This is a genomic window from Pseudomonas sp. WS 5412 (assembly GCF_012985615.1).
Classification (GTDB): Bacteria; Pseudomonadota; Gammaproteobacteria; order Pseudomonadales; family Pseudomonadaceae; genus Aquipseudomonas; species Aquipseudomonas shahriarae.
Window position 1 is genome coordinate 1 of record NZ_JAARMB010000015.1, and the last position, 19,734, is coordinate 19,734.

Here is a 19,734-nt window from a genome sequence, read left to right on the forward strand (position 1 = left end):
AGGCGCCCCGTTAAACCACGCTGGCCGTCATCCGATATTGATTTGGGGGGTAACCCGGCAGGACGCCGGGTTAGCCGCGCTGGGCCATGGATGGCCCATCGCGGCGGCCCCCCAAATCAATGTCGGATGACGGGCACACCGAGCCTAGGCGAGGTGCCGAGTGGTGGGGCAGGAGCCCTTTTGGTTACTTTTGGGGCTCTTTTCCAAAAGTGACCCGCCGTAAGGGCGGAACCAATAGCCGCCATGACCGCAGCAACGGATATGTACACAACCCCAAGAACCACGAAAGAGTTGTATAGATGCCTAAGGCCATCGCGGGCAAGCCCACTCCCACACAAGCCCCACAATGGCGTAATGTCATGTCCGAAGATTATTGCGCGTCGAACGCCTGCCCATTGATCCCCGAGCTATCCGGGCCCATCAGGTACAGGTACACCGGCATGATCTCTTCCGGCAGCGGGTTGTTGGTCGGGTTTTCCCCTGGGTAAGCCTGGGCACGCATGCTGGTCCGGGTAGCGCCGGGGTTGATGCTGTTGGCGCGCACTGCCGCCACGGTGTCGAGTTCGTCGGCCAGGGTCTGCATCAGGCCTTCGGTGGCGAACTTCGACACGCCATAGGCGCCCCAGTAGGCCCGGCCCTTGCGCCCGACGCTGCTGGAGGTGAACACCACCGAAGCATCCTGGGACAGCTTGAGCAGGGGCAGCAGGGTGGCGGTCAGCATAAACATGGCGTTGACGTTGATATGCATGACGCGCATGAAGTTCTCGCCCGACAGCTGTTCGATCGGCGTGCGCGGACCAATGATCGAGGCGTTGTGCAGCAGCCCGTCGAGATGGCCGAATTCTTTTTCGATCATCGCCGCCAGCTCGTCGTATTGATGGGGCAGGGCGGTTTCCAGGTTGAACGGGATCACCACCGGCTGCGGGTGGCCGGCGGCTTCGATTTCATCGTAGACCTGGGCCAGGTTGGCCTCGGTCTTGCCCAGCAACAGCACGGTGGCACCGTGGGCGGCGTAGGTCTTGGCCGCCGCTGCACCAATCCCGCGGCCGGCGCCGGTGACCAGGATGACCCGATCCTTGAGCAATTCTGGGCGTGCGGAGTAATCAAACATAATCGACCTCAACAAAAATTCAGTCTGAATGTGGGGCGGGCTTGCTCGCGATAGCGCAGTGTCAGTCAATAAAGCGGCAGCTGATTCACCGCTATCGCTGGCAAGCCAGCTCCCACATTGATCTCAGTGTTTCAGTGTCAGCAGCTGCAGAGTGCGCTATCGAGCACCTTGCGCAGCTCCAGCGGGTGATCGACCACAACGTCGGCGCCCCAGTTGCGGGCGTTGTCGTCGGGGTGGATATAACCATAGGTGACGGCGGCGGTGCGGGTCCCGGCGTCGCGGCCCGATTCGATATCCCGCAGGTCGTCACCCACGAACAGCACGCTGGCCGGGTCCAGGTCGAGCATCTTGCAGGCCAGGATCAGCGGCTCCGGGTCGGGTTTGCTGTTTTTTACGTGGTCCGGGCAGATCAGCAGCGCCGAGCGCTGGGCCAGGCCCAGTTGCTCCATGATCGGCTCGGCAAAGCGCAGGGGCTTGTTGGTCACCACGCCCCAGATCAGCTTGGAGCGCTCGATGTCTTCCAGCAGTTCGGCCATGCCATCAAACAGCTTGCTATGGATCGCGCAGCCCTTGACGTAGCGTTCGAGGAACTCCAGGCGCAGCTCTTCAAAGCCTGGGGACTCCGGGTCCATGGAAAACGTCACGGCGACCATGGCCCGGGCGCCGCCGGAAATTTCATCGCGGATATGCTGGTCGTTGATCGGTGCAAGCCCGCGCTCGGTGCGCATGGCCTGGCAGATGGCGATAAAGTCCGGCGCGGTATCGAGCAGCGTACCGTCCATGTCGAAAAGAACCGCTTTCAACTTCACAGGCTTATTCCTCTCGCAGGGTCTGGATCATGTAGTTGACGTCGACGTCGCTGGCCAGCTTGTAGTGCTTGGTCAGGGGGTTGTAGGTCAGGCCGATGATGTCCTTGACGGTCAGCCCGGCCTGGCGGCTCCAGGCGCCCAGCTCGGAAGGACGGATAAACTTCTTGAAGTCATGGGTGCCGCGCGGCAGCAGCTTCATGATGTATTCGGCGCCGATGATCGCGAACAGGTAGGCCTTCGGGTTGCGGTTGATGGTGGAGAAAAACACCTGGCCGCCGGGCTTGACCATACGGAAGCAGGCACGGATCACCGACGATGGGTCGGGCACGTGCTCCAGCATCTCCAGGCAGGTCACCACGTCGAACTGCTCGGGCATTTCTTCGGCCAGGGCTTCGGCGGTGATCTGCCGGTATTCGACGCTCACGCCCGACTCCAGTTGATGCAGTTGGGCCACGGCCAGGGGCGCTTCGCCCATGTCGATACCCATCACCGTGGCACCGCGCTGGGCCATGGCTTCGCTGAGAATGCCGCCACCGCAGCCCACGTCGAGGACTTTCTTGCCGGCCAGGTTGACCCGCTCGTCGATCCAGTTGACCCGCAGCGGGTTGATGTCGTGCAGGGGCTTGAACTCGCTTTCGCGGTCCCACCAGCGATGGGCCAGGGCTTCGAATTTGGCGATTTCGGCGTGGTCGACGTTACTCATGGGTAGTCCTCTAAATCCGATAAAACGTTTTGCCTGGCCAGGAATTTCGATCCGGGGCCGGCGTTATTCGTGGTGTCCGCTGATGCGCCGGCCCCAGGCAATGGCCGTGGCGCTCAGCTGTTGTTCATCCATGCGCGTCAGTTGCCGGTCGTCGAGCAGTTGCTTGCCGCCGACCCAAAGGTGTTTCACACAATCGCGCCCAGTGGCATATATAAGCTGTGACACCGGATCGTAGATCGGTTGCTGGGCCAGGCCCGAGAGGTCGAAGGCCACGATATCTGCAGCCTTGCCCACTTCCAGCGAGCCGATTTCCGTTTCCAGGCCCATGGCCCGTGCGCCGTTGAGGGTGGCCATGCGCAGCGCGCGATGGGCATCCAGGGCGCTGGCCGAGCCGGCGACGGCCTTGGCCAGTAGCGCGGCGGTGCGGGTTTCGCCCAGCAGGTCGAGGTCATTGTTGCTTGCCGCGCCGTCGGTGCCTACTGCCACATTGACGCCGGCCTGCCACAGGCGTTCCACCGGGCAGAAGCCACTGGCCAGTTTCAGGTTGGATTCCGGGCAATGGATCACACTGCTGTTGCTTTCTACCAGCAACGCCAGGTCTTCTTCGCTGATTTGGGTCATATGAACGGCCTGCAAGCGCGGGCCGAGCAAGCCCAGGCGTGCAAGGCGGGCCAGGGGCCGCTCGCCGTACTGTTCGACGGACTGCTGCACTTCACCGGCGGTTTCGTGGACGTGCATATGAATCGCGGCGTCCAGTTCCTCGGCGATGACCCGGACTTTTTCCAGGTTTGCATCGCTGACGGTGTAGGGCGCATGGGGGCCAAAGGCGATTTTGATCCGCGGGTGATGCTTGAGGTCGCCAAACAACTCCACGCCCTGGCGGATTGCCTCGTCGGCAGTGGCCGCGCCGGGGATCGGGAAGTCGAGGATCGGAATCGCAATCTGCGCACGCATGCCGCTGTTATGCACGCGCTCGCTGGCGACCTTGGGGAAGAAGTACATGTCCGAGAAGCAACTGATGCCGCCTTTGATTTGCTCGGCAATTGCCAGGTCGGTGCCGTCGCGCACGAAGGCCTCGTCGACCCACTTGGCTTCGGCCGGCCAGATATGCTGTTGCAGCCAGGTCATCAGCGGCAGGTCGTCGGCCAGGCCGCGAAACAGGCTCATGGCCGCGTGGCCGTGGGCATTCACCAGGCCCGGGCTCAGTAGCACCCCCGGCAGCTCGCGCACTTCATGGGCCGCCAGCTTCAGCGCCTGGTCGCGCGGGCCGATAAACGCGATGCGCCCATCGCGAATGCCCAGGCCATGTGCCTTGAGCACCACGCCCGCAGGTTCGACCGGTACCAGCCAGCTTGGCAGCAGCAATAAGTCGAGCGGGGCGGCGGGTGGTGTCATAGCGAGCATCGTCCGGGGCGGTCATATAAAGAGGGCGAAGTATACCTGAGCGCCCTGGCGGGCGGATCGCTATAATCGGCGGCTTTTGTTGATGAGTACGGGGTGATGGATGCGCGATCGACTGTTGGCAGCAGAGAAAGTGAAGGCCATAGAGTGGCGTGATGGCGCACTGCACCTGCTCGATCAGCGTGCGCTGCCATCCCGGGAAAGCTGGGTGACATGCGCGACGGTCGACGAGGTGGCTGCAGCCATTCGCGCGATGGTGGTGCGCGGCGCGCCGGCGATCGGCATCAGTGCCGCCTACGGCCTGGTGCTCGCCGCCCGTGAGCGCATCGCCGAGGGCGGTGACTGGCAGGCGTCGTGGGAAGAAGACTACGCGCTGCTGGCCGACTCCCGGCCCACCGCCTCGAACCTGTTCTGGGCTCTCAAGCGCATGCGCGACCGCCTCGACCGCCTCAAGAACCACGCCGACCCATTGGCGGTGCTGGAGGCCGAAGCCATCGCGATCCATGAAAGTGACCGCGAAGCCAACCTGACCATGGCGCAACTGGGCGTCGAGTTGATCCGCAAGCACCAGGGCAATGCCCAGGCCATCCTGACCCATGGCAACGCGGGGGCATTGGCCACCGGCGGTGTTGGTACTGCGCTCGGGGTGATCCGTGCGGCGTTTCTGGAAGGCATGGTCGAGCAGGTCTATGCCAACGAAACTCGCCCCTGGCTGCAAGGCTCGCGGCTGACCGCCTGGGAATTGGCGGGCGAGGGTATCCCGGTCACGGTGAATGCCGACTCGGCCGGCGCACATATCCTCAAGACCAAGGGCGTGACCTGGGTGATTGTCGGCGCCGACTGCATCGCGGCCAATGGCGACGTGATCAGCAAGATCGGCACCTACCAGTTGGCGGTGTGTGCCATGCACCACGGCGTGCGCTTTATGGTGGTGGCATCCAGCTCTACCCTGGACTTGATGATGGCTACTGGCGATGACGTCGCCCTCGAAGAGCGGGATGCCGGCGAGTTGCTGGAAGTCGCCGGGCAGCGCTTTGCCGCCGATGTAGCGGCTTTTAACCCGGTATTTGACGTGACCCCGGCCGACTTGATTGACGTGATCGTGACTGAAAAAGGCATCGTCGAGCGCCCGGATACGGCCAAATTGGCAAAGTTGATGTGCCGCAAGCGTCTGCATTGAGGCGGTCAGTAGTACAAGTGTAAGGCCGTCTGGGCGAGGGGTTCTCGCAGGATGGTGATCAATGTCACGGCATTTCTGAGTGTGGGCGTCAGCGCCCGCGAGCATGACGATGTGGCCGTGGCCTATGATCACCTTCGGGGCACCTATTCATGTCTACCGTTACATCTGCTTCCATGCCTGACCCGCTCATTGACGACCGTGAGTTGATGGGCGTCCTTCCAGTGCCCAGCCGGGCCTGGCATCTGCAACAGCTGCAAGCCGAGAGTGCATTTTGCGAACGCCTGGTGCGGCACCAGCCGTCGCTGGCGCGCATCAGTGGCGAAGCGTTCCAACAGGCGCTTGATCGCCAATTTCCCGAGCTGGAAATCGACCCTGATACGGTGTGGCTGCTGGAGGAGCTGCCATCCGGTGTCACGCCGCGTTCAATGACCCAGGCGATGCAGGAGGCCCTGGTGTCAGGCGCGGCCCCGCTCGACTCATCCATAAACGGTTTTTCTGCGATTAACCCTGCAACGGGCCACCAGAGCCTGCTCGATATTGATCCTGAAACGTTCGTCGAGGTGCTCAATCAGAACCTTCAGGGGCTGTTCGAGCATTTCCGCCAGCACCTGGACCGGTTCTGGTACAACCCTGTTCGCCAAGGCAATGAGTTGACCTCGCGTGACACCTGGCTGCGTTATCGCCAGGGTGAACTGGCGGCAGAAGCGGCGTTACGCAGGGCCGATAACCTGGCGGATCCGACGGTTGGGCTCACGGCCGATGGCTGGGCCCTGGCGCGCAGCCTGCTTGCCGAGCAGTCCCAACCCGCGAGCGACCCGCCCAAGGTGGCAATGTTTCGCCTGGTGCTCAGAGGCGCGGGCCAGGATATCAATCTGTCGACTGCGTTTGTGTTGGCGTGGCGGGGAGGGCTGACCAAAAGTCGGCCGGTGCTGCTTTATACCCCGCAGCGCGGCCTGGAGGAGTTTGCCAGCGACTCTGCAATATTGGCCGCTCTCAGCTTGCGGCAGGCAATCGCTGGGGAGCGCGATGAAATCCTCGTAAACGTTGCGCAGCCTGAGCGCGAGCAAGTGCTTGCCTTGCGCCGGGAGCGGCGCGCGTATTGGGGGCTGGTGGGGATGCTCCCGGATGCCCGGGGTTCTCTGTTGGGGCAGGTCCTGGACGAGCAACTGGCCCAGCAACGGGTCAATGCGCGCGCCGCTTTTTTGCCCGTCCGGTCGGGGATTGATACCCGGGTTGCGCAGGTGCTGGCGCTGCCCACAGGCTTGCCGGGGGACCTGCTCCGGCGCCCGCTTCGCCCTGATACGTTGCCGGTGGTGCCCTCTGCTGGCATTGCCGTGGGCGACCAGCAACAGAACCTGATACGGCAGATAAACAAGCTAAACCGTTTGACGGGGCAATTGCTTGCGGGCGCGCCCGGGTTTGATGGGTTTTTCCAACAGCAGTTGAAAACACTGTTCCCCAGCTTCAGCGGGAAGATCAGCCCCTTGCAGATCTATTTCACCCGTTCTCGAACCGATGGGCGGCCATATGCGTCCCAGACGCTGGAATCGCTGCTCGATACGCTATGGGAGGGCGGTGGTACTGACGACTATGCGGACGGCGCGTTTTACGTAGAACCCAATACCCTGGATGAAGGTTACAGGCTGCAGCAGGTCGGCACGCCGAGCAGCCTGGTGATGACGCTGAAACAACAATTTGCCGGGCTGCTGGGCGAATTTTGGAGTACGGCTCAGCGCGACCAGGGCGCGCCCGTCGATTTGCTGACGCGGGTGCGCAAGCAAATACTGGCGACCGAATCGGCCTTGCGCACGATGGATGGCACTTTGACCTCGTCCCATCGGCAACTGATCGACGAGGTATTGAAATACCCCACTGCTGTCGCCCGCGAGCTGGCGTTTCCCCTTGCGCAACGCCCCCGGATCTACAGTCTGACTTTGACCGGCGGGGAGCGATTTGCCACGGCGTTTATGCTTAGCCCGGACAGTGTCAGCCCGCCCAGCGGGCCGCTGGTGTTGTGGACGGTTGCCCAGGGATTTGAGGCGTTTTCGAGCCTGGCCTGCCTTAATGCCGAGGTGGGGCGGCGCCTTGACGAGGGTGCGCCCGAAGGTCTCCTGTTGGCCGGCGGCCTGCCAGCCGATGTGCGTGGCCAGCAAACCGGCCGTTGGACGGGGCGGCTTGCGCTCGTCCCGGAGGTAATAGAAGGCGATTTTGTCGCCCACGGGGTTGAAGCCTTGCTGAGCAAACAGCAGCGAGATCTGCGCCTGGTGCTTGAGGCTGATAATCGCCTGCGCCCTGGAACGGTGGACAGAGTCATTGACCTGGCACCCCAGTTGGATACGGCGCCAGCTTTTGTAGTGCGTAACCAGTTGTTGGAAGAACAGGCCGCGCCGGGTTGGCAAAAGGCGTTGGCGGCAACGGATCGGGAGCGCTTGCAGGAGGCGGCGCTGGCCGCGCAGGAAAAAAACCAGGCTCTGGCAGCGTTGCTTGAGGGCCTTGAGTCGTTGCACGGATATGCCAGGCAGAAGCTCAGAGGCAGGCTGCGAGATTTTTTGGAGGCGCGTGGTTTGCCCGGTTCTGCAGTGGAGCAGATCGATCCGGACAAGATCATCGTCGTGCGCACCGAGGCTGTTCGGGTTACCTATGTATCCCAGCCGGGCGTGACGCCGCCTGTTGAAAGCGTGTACGTCGAACGTATGGGCTTGACTGAGCTGACCCTCAAGAACCTCAAACCGTGGGAAGGGAGCATCGCCTGGACGTCGAGGGTCAATATCGAGGCGTCCCTGACGTATGCCGACGGGCGACGTGTGTTCGACGTGCGTGGCGAGGCGCTTAAGCTGTCGCGCGAGACGATTGAGCGCTGGGTAAAAGAAATCGATGCCGGTCATCATTATTGCGAGGATGTTCTAAAGAAAACATTCGCGCCGCCTGCCACCTCGGCGGCGGCCGAGCGGCTGGCACAGGCATGGATGGCGGGCCAGGCTGCCACGTTGGAGTATGCAGCCCAGTCGGCGCGGCTCAATCCAGCCATCTATAAAACGGTATTAACGGCTGACCCTGCGAAAAAACGTGCGCAGCAATGGGTGGAGGCGGTGCTGGCGGCATGGGCACCCGCTGCTCGGCCTCGGGTGGAGGGGCGGGCGGTCGTGGCAAATATCCTGATGTTAGGGGTGCCTGATGCCGAGCCTGAGCGCGGGGGGAGCCAGTGGGTGCAGGGGTTGGTCGTGATCTCGACCGCAGAAGATGCCGAGCGGGTGCTTTATGCACCCAATGCGCCCGACGGCTTGGACTTGCGGGAGTTGGCCGGAGATAGCGAGCTGATAGCATTGCTCGGCAGGCCTCAGTGGCGGGCCTATCTCCTGGAGCGACTGTGCGTAAAGTCCCAGCAAGTGATTGAAAGCCTGGTCTCGTCGGGTTTGAAATATCAGCTTTTCGCCGAGGGCCTGGCGACTTTTTTCCTCAGTGGCGTGAAGCCACTGGAGCGTCTGCCGCCCTTGAATGTGCAGTTGGTGCCTTGTCGATCGTCCCTGCTGCAAGCCCTGTACTACTTGCAGGTTTTTCGCTTGGTAGAGCTTGCGCAGCGCGGTGCCAATACGAATGCGCAAGTCAGTCGTCAATCGACCTTCAATAAGTTGATGTTTGGAGTCGAGGTGGCAGGGATGCTGCTGGATATGCTGCCCTGGGGGCTTCATTGGGGCTCTTCGATCCCGCGGCTCTGGAGCCGGTTGGCGCACTCTGCGGTGGGTAATTTTCGGGCGCGCGGTCAGGCTATTCCGGGGTTGGTCCTGCGTGATGGGCCTGGTGGATGGCGTCTGAGTATGGATGCTGTAATTGAGGGGGGCGAGGTGCTCGGTGTCAGGCCCCTGGCGATCCGCAGTCCGTTTTTCAGCCCGCCGGCAGTGCCTGCGCGGTCCCTTCTACAGGCGTCGCGCCCGCCAACGCCAGCCTCGCTCATCCCCGAGGCGTGGAAGGCCAGTGCCGTGCCTCGCGACGAAGCGGTCGTGTTGCTCCGAGGTCTGGAACCTAATGCCAAGGGTATTTACCGCACCCAGGCGGGTGAGTATTTGATTCGCCCGGTGGATAGGCAGGGCAATGCAGTGGTATTGCGCATAAAAAGCGATTTCAAGCTCTACGGCGAAGGCGGTTTGACCGTACAGGTCATTGATGCCCAGCGGCGCACCGAGGTGGGTTTTCTGCGCTCCGGCAGGTCTGGGCACTGGCACTCGATCGGGGTCAGGGGCGCGGGGAAATCCGGCTCGAAACTCTCGATGGAATTGCCTGTGGAGGAGTATCTGACAACAGATCAATACAGATTCAACAGCCACGGTTTCCACGGTTTACCTGCTTCAACGGTCGATTACTATGACGCCTGGTTTGTTCGGGATCGTCGGCGATTCTTCGAGACGGTGCAGATACCTCCTCGGCCCGAGGCGCTTTCTCTGGGGGCGTCGGCCACGGTGGATGATCTGATTCGCGGGTGGCCGGAATCGGTGCAAGGTTTGGTGCTGGGGGAAAACCATGCGGAAAAAGCCAGTGTCACGTTTCTGACCGATAAGATGCAGGCGCTTTATGATCGCGGCTTTCGCACGCTGTACATCGAGGGTAGCCATGCCACCGGGTCGCCCATGCTATTGGTTTCGCCCGGTTCGGTGAGTGCGCGCAGCGTGGTGTCAAGGAGGGCCCAGGCCTGTGGCCTGAGGGTCCGTGGGCTGGATGATGACTATTTGACGCTGCGCAGGGATCGCTACACCGGCAGGCCTTCGATTGATATGTCGAGCCGGATTGAAGACATGAATTACTTCGCTGTTCGTCAGATTCAGGCTTATCACCCAGAAGACGGCGGCAGATGGATCGCGTGGGTGGGAGCCGCCCACATGAATACCACCGACGGCGTGCCGGGAATTGCCGAGCTTACCGGGGGGGTTGGCGTGCGCATCAGCGACGCCAGGGCCGGGCAGCCCACGGTTCTCAGGGCGCCGGGCAGGCGCGGATGGTTTTCAGGGGCGGCTGCGCCGGATGTGGAAATTGAGTTGGATGTCACCCATTCTCCTGCGCGTCGGCCTGAAGGGCCTGACAATTTATAGGCCTATTGGCGTTTGCGCGGCGAAATACAGCCAATTGCGGGCTCAATTGCGAGGCCGTTGGGTCTCTGAGCGCCTCTCGGCTCCATTCAGCCTGTCACTGGTCAACTAACTACACTCCATGCGCATCAGGGGGATAGGTGCGTGGCGGCGATTGTGATAACATTCGGCGGTTTCCAGGGTCGCCCCGAGGGGCTACCTATAACGTGCAGATCCGTGTCATAACTCGTTGATTTGTCGTAAGTCGTTGTCAGGCACTTTGCCGGCAGCGGCGAGCTTCGTTCGTCTCATATGGACGCGACGAGGTTTCACCCGAAAAAGGAATCAGGCTTCTCATGGGCGAACTGGCCAAAGAAATCCTCCCGGTCAATATCGAAGACGAGCTGAAACAGTCCTACCTCGACTACGCAATGAGCGTAATTGTCGGGCGGGCACTGCCTGATGCGCGCGATGGCTTGAAGCCCGTGCACCGGCGTGTGCTGTTCGCGATGAGCGAGCTGGGTAACGACTGGAACAAGCCGTACAAGAAATCTGCCCGTGTTGTCGGTGACGTGATCGGTAAGTATCACCCTCACGGCGACACTGCGGTGTACGACACCATCGTACGGATGGCCCAGCCATTCTCCCTGCGCTACCTGCTGGTAGACGGCCAGGGCAACTTCGGTTCGGTGGACGGCGACAACGCCGCAGCCATGCGATACACCGAAGTACGCATGACCAAGCTGGCGCACGAGCTGCTGGCCGACCTGCATAAAGAAACCGTGGACTGGGTGCCGAACTACGACGGCACCGAAATGATCCCGGCGGTCATGCCGACCCGTATTCCCAACCTGTTGGTCAACGGCTCCAGCGGTATCGCCGTGGGCATGGCCACCAACATCCCGCCACACAACCTCGGTGAAGTCATCGACGGTTGCCTGGCGCTTATCGACAACCCTGAGCTGACCGTCGATGAGCTGATGCAGTACATCCCCGGCCCGGACTTCCCGACCGCCGCAATTATCAACGGTCGCGCCGGCATCATCGAAGCCTATCGTACCGGTCGTGGCCGCATCTATATGCGCGCCCGTTCGATGATCGAAGACATCGACAAGGTCGGTGGCCGCCAGCAGATCGTCATCACCGAGCTGCCTTACCAGTTGAACAAGGCGCGTCTGATCGAGAAGATCGCCGAGCTGGTTAAAGAGAAGAAACTCGAAGGCATCACTGAACTGCGCGACGAGTCTGACAAAGACGGTATGCGCGTGGTGATCGAGCTGCGTCGTGGCGAAGTGCCTGAGGTGATCCTCAACAACCTCTACGCCCAGACCCAGCTGCAAAGCGTGTTTGGTATCAACGTCGTGGCCCTGATCGACGGTCGCCCGCGCATCCTGAACCTCAAGGATCTGCTGGAAGCCTTCGTCCGTCACCGTCGCGAAGTGGTTACTCGCCGTACCGTGTTCGAACTGCGCAAGGCCCGTGAGCGTGGTCACATCCTGGAAGGCCAGGCGGTTGCGCTGTCGAACATCGACCCGGTCATCGCCCTGATCAAGGCTTCGCCGACGCCGTCGGAAGCCAAGGAAGCACTGATCAAGATGCCTTGGGAATCCAGCGCGGTAGTAGCGATGGTTGAACGTGCCGGTGCCGACTCGTGCCGTCCGGAGACCCTGGACCCGCAATACGGCCTGCGCGATGGCAAGTACTTCCTGTCGCCGGAACAGGCCCAGGCTATCCTGGAACTGCGCCTGCACCGCCTGACCGGCCTCGAGCACGAAAAGCTGCTGGCCGAGTACCAGGAAATCCTCAACCAGATCGGCGAGCTGATCCGCATCCTCAACAGCGCCGTGCGCCTGATGGAAGTGATCCGCGAAGAGCTGGAAGTGATCCGCGCCGAATACGGCGACGTGCGCCGCACTGAAATCCTTGATGCGCGCCTCGACCTGACCCTGGGTGACATGATCCCGGAAGAAGAGCGCGTGGTGACCATTTCCCACGGTGGCTACGCCAAGACCCAGCCGTTGGCTGCATACCAGGCCCAGCGTCGTGGTGGTAAAGGCAAGTCGGCGACGGGCGTCAAGGATGAGGACTACATCGCTCACCTGCTGGTAGCCAACAGCCACACCACGCTGCTGCTGTTCTCCAGCAAGGGCAAGGTGTACTGGCTCAAGACCTACGAGATCCCGGAAGCGTCCCGCGCCGCCCGTGGTCGTCCGCTGGTCAACCTGTTGCCGCTGGACACTGATGAATACATCACCACCATGCTGCCGGTCGAGGAATACACCGAAGGTCACTTCATCTTCATGGCCACCGCCAAGGGCACTGTGAAGAAGACCCCGCTGGAATCCTTCAGCCGCCAGCGCAGCGTGGGCCTGATCGCCCTGGAGCTGGACGAAGGCGACGTACTGATTTCCGCAGCCATTACCGATGGCGAGCGTGAAGTCATGCTGTTCTCCGACGGCGGCAAGGTGACACGCTTCAAGGAATCCGACGTGCGTGCCATGGGCCGTACCGCCCGTGGTGTGCGCGGCATGCGTCTGCCGGAAGGGCAGAAGCTGATTTCCATGCTGATCCCGGAAGAAGGCAGCCAGATCCTCACCGCTTCGGCCCGTGGTTATGGCAAGCGTACCGCCATCGGCGAGTTCCCCGAGTACAAGCGTGGCGGCCAGGGTGTTATCGCCATGGTCAGCAACGATCGCAACGGCCGCCTGGTCGGCGCGGTCCAGGTGCTCGATGGCGAGGAAATCATGCTGATTTCCGACCAGGGCACCCTGGTACGTACCCGTGTTGATGAAGTGTCGAGCCTGGGCCGTAACACCCAGGGCGTGACCTTGATCAAGCTGGCCAGCGACGAGACCCTGGTGGGTCTGGAGCGTGTCCAGGAGCCATCGGAAGTCGAAGGCGAGGAGCTGGAAGGCGAGGAATTCGATGGCGAGGTGATCGCAGCCGGCGATGACAGCGTCGACGAGCCAACCCTCGATGCTGCCGCAGACGAAGAAGAACCGCAGGAATAAGCGGGCAACCAAGGGGGCGGATGAAGATTCGCCCCCTTGTTATTTGTCCCCTTTGAAAATTTGCAATACTGCGCATTCCCTTGTGGGAGCGGGCTTGCTCGCGAAGGCGGTGTATCAGTCAGCGCATGTGTGGCCTGACACGCCGCCTTCGCTAGCACGCCCGCTCCCACATGGGGTTATGTGTCGAACACGAATTATGTGACCACCAGATCAGAGCGAGATTGGATGTGAGCAAGAGAGCCTATAACTTCTGTGCTGGTCCCGCGGCACTTCCTGAAGCAGTCCTGCAGCGTGCGCAGGGTGAACTCCTCGACTGGCATGGCAAAGGCCTCTCGGTCATGGAAATGAGCCATCGCAGCGATGAGTTCGTGTCCATTGCCACCAAGGCCGAGCAGGATCTGCGTGACCTGCTGGACATTCCGTCGGACTACAAGGTGCTGTTCCTGCAGGGCGGCGCCAGCCAGCAATTTGCCCAATTGCCGCTGAACCTGTTGCCCGAAGACGGGACTGCCGACTATATCGACACCGGTATCTGGTCGCAGAAGGCCATTGAAGAAGCCTCGCGCTACGGCAATATCAACGTGGCCGGTACGGCCAAGCCTTACGATTATTTCGCTATTCCAGGCCAGAACGAGTGGAAGCTGTCCAAGGACGCGTCCTACGTTCACTACGTGCAGAACGAAACCATCGGCGGCCTGGAATTCGACTGGGTGCCTGAAGTGGGTGATGTCCCGTTGGTGTGCGACATGTCCTCGGACATTCTCTCGCGCCCGATGGATGTGTCGCGCTACGGCATGATCTACGCCGGCGCACAGAAGAACATCGGTCCAAGCGGCATCCTGGTCAACATCATCCGTGAAGACCTGCTCGGGCGTGCTCGCTCGGTGTGCCCGACCATGCTCAACTACAAGGTCGCGGCCGACAACGGCTCGATGTACAACACCCCGCCGGCCTTTGCCTGGTACCTCTCGGGCCTGGTGTTCGAGTGGCTCAAGGAGCAGGGCGGTGTGGCTGCCATGGGCAAGCTCAACGAAGAGAAGAAGCGCACCCTGTACGACTTCATCGACGCCAGCGGCCTGTACAGCAACCCGATCAACCTGAGCGCCCGCTCGTGGATGAACGTGCCGTTCCGCCTGGCCGACGACCGCCTGGACAAGCCATTTTTGGCCGGTGCCGACGAGCGTGGCCTGCTGAACCTCAAGGGCCATCGCTCGGTAGGCGGCATGCGCGCCTCGATCTACAACGCCGTCGACATCAATGCCATCAAGGCGCTGGTGGCCTACATGGCAGAGTTCGAAAAGGAACACGGCTAATGTCTGAGCAAGAACTCAAGGCCCTGCGTGTGCGCATTGACGCCCTGGACACCAAAGTCCTGGAGCTGATCAGTGAGCGGGCGCGGTGTGCCCAGGAAGTGGCGCGGGTCAAGATGGCCTCCCTGGCTGAAGGCGAAGTGCCGGTATTTTACCGTCCGGAGCGCGAAGCCCAGGTGCTCAAGCGCGTGATGGAGCGTAACCAGGGGCCGCTGGGCAATGAAGAAATGGCGCGCTTGTTTCGCGAGATCATGTCTTCGTGCCTGGCCCTTGAACAGCCCTTGAAAGTGGCTTACCTCGGCCCCGAGGGGACCTTCACCCAGGCGGCGGCCATGAAGCACTTCGGTCACGCAGTGATCAGCAAGCCGATGGCAGCCATCGACGAAGTGTTCCGTGAAGTGGCCGCTGGCGCAGTGAATTTTGGTGTGGTGCCGGTGGAAAACTCCACCGAGGGCGCAGTCAACCACACCCTCGACAGCTTCCTTGAACACGACATGGTGATCTGTGGCGAAGTCGAGCTGCGTATTCACCACCATTTGCTGGTGGGTGAAAACACCAAGACCGACAGCATCAGCCGCATTTACTCCCACGCCCAGTCCCTGGCCCAGTGCCGCAAGTGGCTGGATGCCCATTACCCGAATGTCGAGCGCGTGGCGGTGTCCAGCAACGCCGAGGCGGCCAAGCGGGTCAAGGGTGAGTGGAACTCGGCGGCGATTGCCGGGGATATGGCGGCTGGCCTGTACGGCCTGACGCGCCTGGCCGAGAAAATCGAGGATCGCCCGGATAACTCCACACGCTTTTTGATGATCGGCAACCAGGAAGTGCCTCCAACCGGCGACGACAAGACCTCGATCATTGTCTCCATGAGCAACAAGCCTGGCGCGCTGCATGAACTGCTGGTGCCGTTCCACGACAACGGGATAGACCTGACACGCATCGAGACGCGTCCTTCGCGCAGCGGTAAATGGACTTATGTGTTCTTTATCGACTTCGTCGGCCACCACCGTGATCCGCTGGTCAAGAGTGTGCTGGAGAAAATCAGTCAGGAAGCCGTGGCACTCAAGGTGCTGGGCTCTTACCCGAAAGCGGTTTTGTGAGGCTTTGACATGAGTGGCAACTTCCTCGCCCTGGCGCAGCCGGGCGTGCAACAACTCTCGCCTTACGTTCCGGGCAAGCCTGTGGACGAGTTGGCGCGCGAGTTGAATCTGGATCCGGCGAAGATCGTCAAGCTGGCGAGTAATGAAAACCCGTTGGGCCCAAGCCCCAAGGTGCTGGCGGCGATCCGTGAAGAACTGGCGGAGCTGACCCGTTACCCCGACGGTAACGGCTTTGCGCTCAAGTCCCTGTTGGCCGAGCGCTGCCGGGTCGAGTTGAGCCAGGTCACCCTGGGTAACGGTTCCAACGACATCCTGGAGCTGGTGGCGCGTGCCTATCTGGCCCCTGGCCTGAACGCGGTATTCAGTGAGCACGCGTTTGCGGTGTATCCGATTGTCACCCAGGCGGTCGGTGCCGAGGCGCGGGTGATTGCGGCCAAGGACTGGGGGCATGACCTGCCGGCCATGCTGGCGGCCATTGATGCCCAGACCCGCGTGGTGTTTATCGCCAACCCGAACAATCCGACCGGTACCTGGTTCGGTGCCGACGCGCTGAACGAGTTCCTGCAGGATGTGCCTGAGCATGTGCTGGTGGTGTTGGACGAGGCTTACATCGAGTATGCCGAGGGCGGCGATCTGCCCGACGGCCTGGACTTCCTTGCGGCCTACCCGAACCTGCTGGTATCGCGCACCTTCTCCAAGGCCTACGGCCTGGCGTCGCTGCGGGTCGGCTACGGGTTATCCACAGCCGTCGTCGCGGATGTGCTGAATCGCGTGCGCCAGCCGTTCAACGTCAACAGCCTGGCATTGGCGGCGGCTTGTGCCGCGCTCAAGGATGCCGAGTACCTGGAAGAGGGGCGACGGATCAACGAAAGCGGCATGCAGCAGCTGCAGCAAGGCTTCCGTGAGTTGGGCCTGGGCTGGATTGCGTCCAAGGGCAACTTTGTCTGCGTGGATCTCGCCCGGGAGGCCGCTCCGGTATTCCAGGGCCTGTTGCGCGAAGGCGTGATCGTGCGTCCGGTGGCCAATTACGGCATGCCGAACCACTTGCGCATCACCATCGGTTTGCCGGCTGAAAACAGTCGCTTCCTTGAGGCGTTGGCCAAGGTCCTGGCCCGTGGTTGATGTGATTGCAATGCAACCTGTTGTGCCTGTGATCGGTCGCCTGGTGGTGGTCGGTCTGGGATTGATTGGCGGCTCCTTTGCCAAGGGCCTGCGCGAAAGCGGCCTGTGTGGCGAAGTGGTCGGTGTGGACCTTGACCCGCAATCGCGCCAGTTGGCGGTAGAGCTGGGGGTGGTGGACCGCTGTGAGGCGGACTTGGCCGTTGCCTGCCAGGGCGCTGATGTCATTCAGTTGGCGGTGCCGATCCTGGCCATGGAAAAACTGTTGGCGTTGTTGGCCGGCATGGATCTGGGGCAGGCGATCCTCACGGATGTCGGCAGCGCCAAGGGCAATGTAGTGCGCGCGGCGCGCCTGGCGTTTGGCGGCATGCCGGCGCGGTTCGTGCCGGGGCATCCGATTGCCGGTTCCGAGCAGAGTGGGGTGGAAGCGTCTAACTCCCAGCTGTTCCGGCGGCACAAGGTGATCCTCACGCCGCTGGCAGAAACCGACCCGGCGGCCCTGGCCGTGGTGGATCGGCTGTGGCGCGAACTGGGCGCGGATGTCGAGCATATGCAGGTCGAGCGCCATGATGAAGTGCTGGCGGCGACCAGCCATCTGCCGCATCTGCTGGCTTTTGGCCTGGTGGATTCTCTGGCCAAGCGCAACGAGAACCTGGAGATTTTCCGTTACGCCGCCGGCGGTTTTCGCGATTTCACGCGAATTGCCGGGAGCGATCCGGTGATGTGGCACGACATCTTTCTCGCCAACCGCGAGGCCGTGTTGCGCACCCTGGACACCTTTCGCAGTGACCTCGACGCCTTGCGCGACGCGGTCGATGCGGGAGATGGGCACCAGTTGCTGGGCGTCTTTACCCGGGCGCGAGTGGCGCGGGAGCACTTCAGCAAGATTCTCGCGCGCCGCGCGTATATGGATGCTGCTGCCAATGCGGATGATGTGGTGTTTGTCGCCAATCCGGGCGGGCAGTTGAGCGGCAAGATCCGGGTGCCGGGGGATAAATCCATTTCCCATCGCTCGATCATGCTCGGGTCGCTGGCGGAGGGTATTACCGAGGTCGAAGGGTTTCTCGAGGGTGAAGATGCCCTGGCGACCCTGCAGGCGTTCCGCGACATGGGCGTGGTGATCGAGGGTCCGCAGCATGGGCGGGTGACTATCCATGGCGTTGGCCTGCACGGCTTGAAGCCTGCGCCGGGTCCGATTTATCTCGGTAACTCGGGTACGTCCATGCGTCTGTTGTCCGGTTTATTGGCGGCGCAGCGTTTTGACAGTGTCCTGACCGGTGATGCCTCGCTGTCCACGCGCCCGATGAATCGTGTGGCCAAGCCGTTGCGAGAAATGGGTGCGGTGATCGAGACCGGGCCCCAGGGGCAGCCGCCGCTGACTATTCGTGGCGGGCAGGTGCTCAAGGGCATGAATTACACGCTGCCGATGGCCAGTGCCCAGGTCAAATCCAGCCTGTTGCTGGCGGGGCTATACGCCGAAGGCCGGACGGCGGTGACCGAGCCTGCGCCCACCCGCGATCATACTGAGCGCATGTTGCGCGGTTTTGGTTGCCCGGTGGAGGTTAAGGGGGCGACGGCAGCGGTTGAGTCAGGTCATGGGTTGGTGGCAACCCGCATTGAGGTGCCGGGCGACATTTCCTCTTCGGCGTTTTTCCTTGTGGCGGCTTCGATTGCCGAGGGTTCCGAGTTGTTGTTGGAGCATGTGGGGATCAATCCGACCCGCACCGGGGTGATCGATATCCTGCGCCTGATGGGCGCTGACATTACCCTGGAAAACCCCCGTGAAGTGGGCGGCGAGCCGGTTGCAGACCTGCGTGTGCGCGCCGCACGGCTCAAGGGTATCGAGATTCCCCTGGCCCTGGTGCCCCTGGCTATCGATGAGTTCCCGGTGTTGTTTGTCGCCGCTGCCTGCGCCGAGGGGCGCACGGTATTGCGTGGCGCCGAAGAGTTGCGGGTCAAGGAGTCCGATCGCATCCAGGTGATGGCCGACGGTCTGCTGGCGCTGGGTGTGAAGTGTGTGCCGACCCCTGATGGGATTATCATTGATGGCGGCGGCATGACCGGTGGTGAGGTGCATGCCCACGGCGATCATCGGATCGCCATGGCGTTCAGCGTGGCATCCCTGCGCGCCACTGCGCCGATTCGTATCCATGACTGTGCCAACGTAGCTACATCTTTTCCGAATTTTCTTACACTGTCTGCCCAAGTCGGCATGCGTGTTGCCCAAGAGGCTCAATTGTGAATATCAAAGCACCGGTGATTACCATCGACGGGCCAAGCGGCTCTGGCAAAGGCACTGTCGCGGGCCTGTTGGCCAAGCGCCTGGGTTGGTGCCTGCTGGATTCCGGGGCGTTGTATCGCCTGCTGGCTTTCGCGGCGCGCAATCACGGCGTCGACCTGACCAACGAAGCCTCGTTGGTGCTGCTGGCGGCGCATCTGGATGTGCAGTTCGTCGGTGCGACCGAAGGTCATGCGCTGCGCATTATCCTGGAAGGGGATGATGTGACGGATGATCTGCGCAACGAGCAGGTCGGCTCCTGGGCGTCCCAGGTTGCTGCGTTGCCTGCCGTGCGTGATGCATTGCTCCAGCGCCAGCGGGCTTTCCAGGAGCCGCCGGGCCTGGTGGCCGATGGTCGCGACATGGGCACCGTGGTGTTTCCCGAGGCGCCGCTGAAGATTTTCCTGACGGCCAGCGCCGAGGAGCGGGCGCGCCGCCGTTACTTGCAGTTGAAGGGCAAGGTGGATGGTGTTAGTCTGTCGAGTCTGCTAGATGAGATTCGTGCGCGCGATGAGCGCGACACCCAGCGTGCGGTAGCCCCGCTCAAACCGGCGGCTGACGCCATACAGCTGGATTCCACGGAATTGTCCATCGAGCAGGTGCTGGAACGCATCTTGAGTGAAATCGCCCTGCGCGATATCGCCGGATGACTTAGAGG

General features: G+C 61.8%; 12 protein-coding genes. 8 read left to right on the forward strand and 4 right to left on the reverse strand.

The genetic code is table 11. From position 1 onward, the window contains the following. Window positions 1-370 precede the first annotated feature (370 nt). The 4 genes from HBR94_RS18960 to HBR94_RS18975 all read right to left on the reverse strand — a co-directional run bounded on the left by HBR94_RS18960 (window position 371) and on the right by HBR94_RS18975 (window position 4,018). A complete protein-coding gene (locus HBR94_RS18960; RefSeq protein WP_169961298.1) occupies window positions 371-1,111 on the reverse strand; it encodes a YciK family oxidoreductase in 741 nt (246 codons plus the stop codon). A gap of 137 nt (window positions 1,112-1,248) precedes the next feature. Next, window positions 1,249-1,920 carry an N-acetylmuramic acid 6-phosphate phosphatase MupP gene (mupP, locus tag HBR94_RS18965; RefSeq protein ID WP_057439225.1) on the reverse strand — a complete coding sequence of 224 codons (672 nt, stop codon included), beginning with the start codon at window positions 1,918-1,920 and terminating at the stop codon, window positions 1,249-1,251. Between the two features lie 4 nt (window positions 1,921-1,924). Then, entirely contained in the window at window positions 1,925-2,623 is a 699-nt protein-coding gene (ubiG, locus tag HBR94_RS18970; protein ID WP_003172645.1) for a bifunctional 2-polyprenyl-6-hydroxyphenol methylase/3-demethylubiquinol 3-O-methyltransferase UbiG, read from the reverse strand. A gap of 63 nt (window positions 2,624-2,686) precedes the next feature. Further along, a complete protein-coding gene (locus HBR94_RS18975) occupies window positions 2,687-4,018 on the reverse strand; it encodes a TRZ/ATZ family hydrolase (RefSeq protein ID WP_057958895.1) in 1,332 nt (443 codons plus the stop codon). Between the two features lie 109 nt (window positions 4,019-4,127). On the opposite strand from HBR94_RS18975, the gene mtnA reads away from it, so the two are divergent. The 8 genes from mtnA to cmk all read left to right on the forward strand — a co-directional run bounded on the left by mtnA (window position 4,128) and on the right by cmk (window position 19,726). Continuing rightward, window positions 4,128-5,204, forward strand: a complete 1,077-nt coding sequence (mtnA, locus tag HBR94_RS18980) for an S-methyl-5-thioribose-1-phosphate isomerase (RefSeq protein WP_057439224.1) — start codon at window positions 4,128-4,130, stop codon at window positions 5,202-5,204. Window positions 5,205-5,353: 149 nt separating this feature from the next. Then, window positions 5,354-10,285 (forward strand): membrane-targeted effector domain-containing toxin, encoded by a 4,932-nt coding sequence (locus HBR94_RS18985; RefSeq protein WP_170045379.1) that lies wholly within the window; start codon window positions 5,354-5,356, stop codon window positions 10,283-10,285. Between the two features lie 332 nt (window positions 10,286-10,617). After that, window positions 10,618-13,272: a DNA gyrase subunit A gene (gene gyrA / locus HBR94_RS18990; protein WP_057439222.1), complete on the forward strand. Its 2,655-nt coding sequence runs from the start codon at window positions 10,618-10,620 to the stop codon at window positions 13,270-13,272. A 227-nt stretch (window positions 13,273-13,499) separates the two neighbouring features. Then, window positions 13,500-14,585, forward strand: coding sequence for a 3-phosphoserine/phosphohydroxythreonine transaminase (gene serC / locus HBR94_RS18995; RefSeq protein WP_057439234.1), 1,086 nt, complete (start codon window positions 13,500-13,502; stop codon window positions 14,583-14,585). Then, window positions 14,585-15,679 (forward strand): prephenate dehydratase, encoded by a 1,095-nt coding sequence (gene pheA, locus HBR94_RS19000; protein ID WP_025113086.1) that lies wholly within the window; start codon window positions 14,585-14,587, stop codon window positions 15,677-15,679. The genes serC and pheA overlap by 1 nt, the downstream gene beginning before the upstream one ends. A gap of 9 nt (window positions 15,680-15,688) precedes the next feature. After that, on the forward strand, window positions 15,689-16,801 hold the full coding sequence (gene hisC, locus HBR94_RS19005; RefSeq protein WP_057439221.1) for a histidinol-phosphate transaminase: 1,113 nt from the start codon (window positions 15,689-15,691) through the stop codon (window positions 16,799-16,801). Window positions 16,802-16,829: 28 nt separating this feature from the next. Next, on the forward strand, window positions 16,830-19,040 hold the full coding sequence (locus HBR94_RS19010) for a bifunctional prephenate dehydrogenase/3-phosphoshikimate 1-carboxyvinyltransferase (protein WP_170045411.1): 2,211 nt from the start codon (window positions 16,830-16,832) through the stop codon (window positions 19,038-19,040). Beyond that, a complete protein-coding gene (cmk, locus tag HBR94_RS19015) occupies window positions 19,037-19,726 on the forward strand; it encodes a (d)CMP kinase (protein WP_057439220.1) in 690 nt (229 codons plus the stop codon). The genes HBR94_RS19010 and cmk overlap by 4 nt, the downstream gene beginning before the upstream one ends. Window positions 19,727-19,734 lie beyond the last annotated feature (8 nt).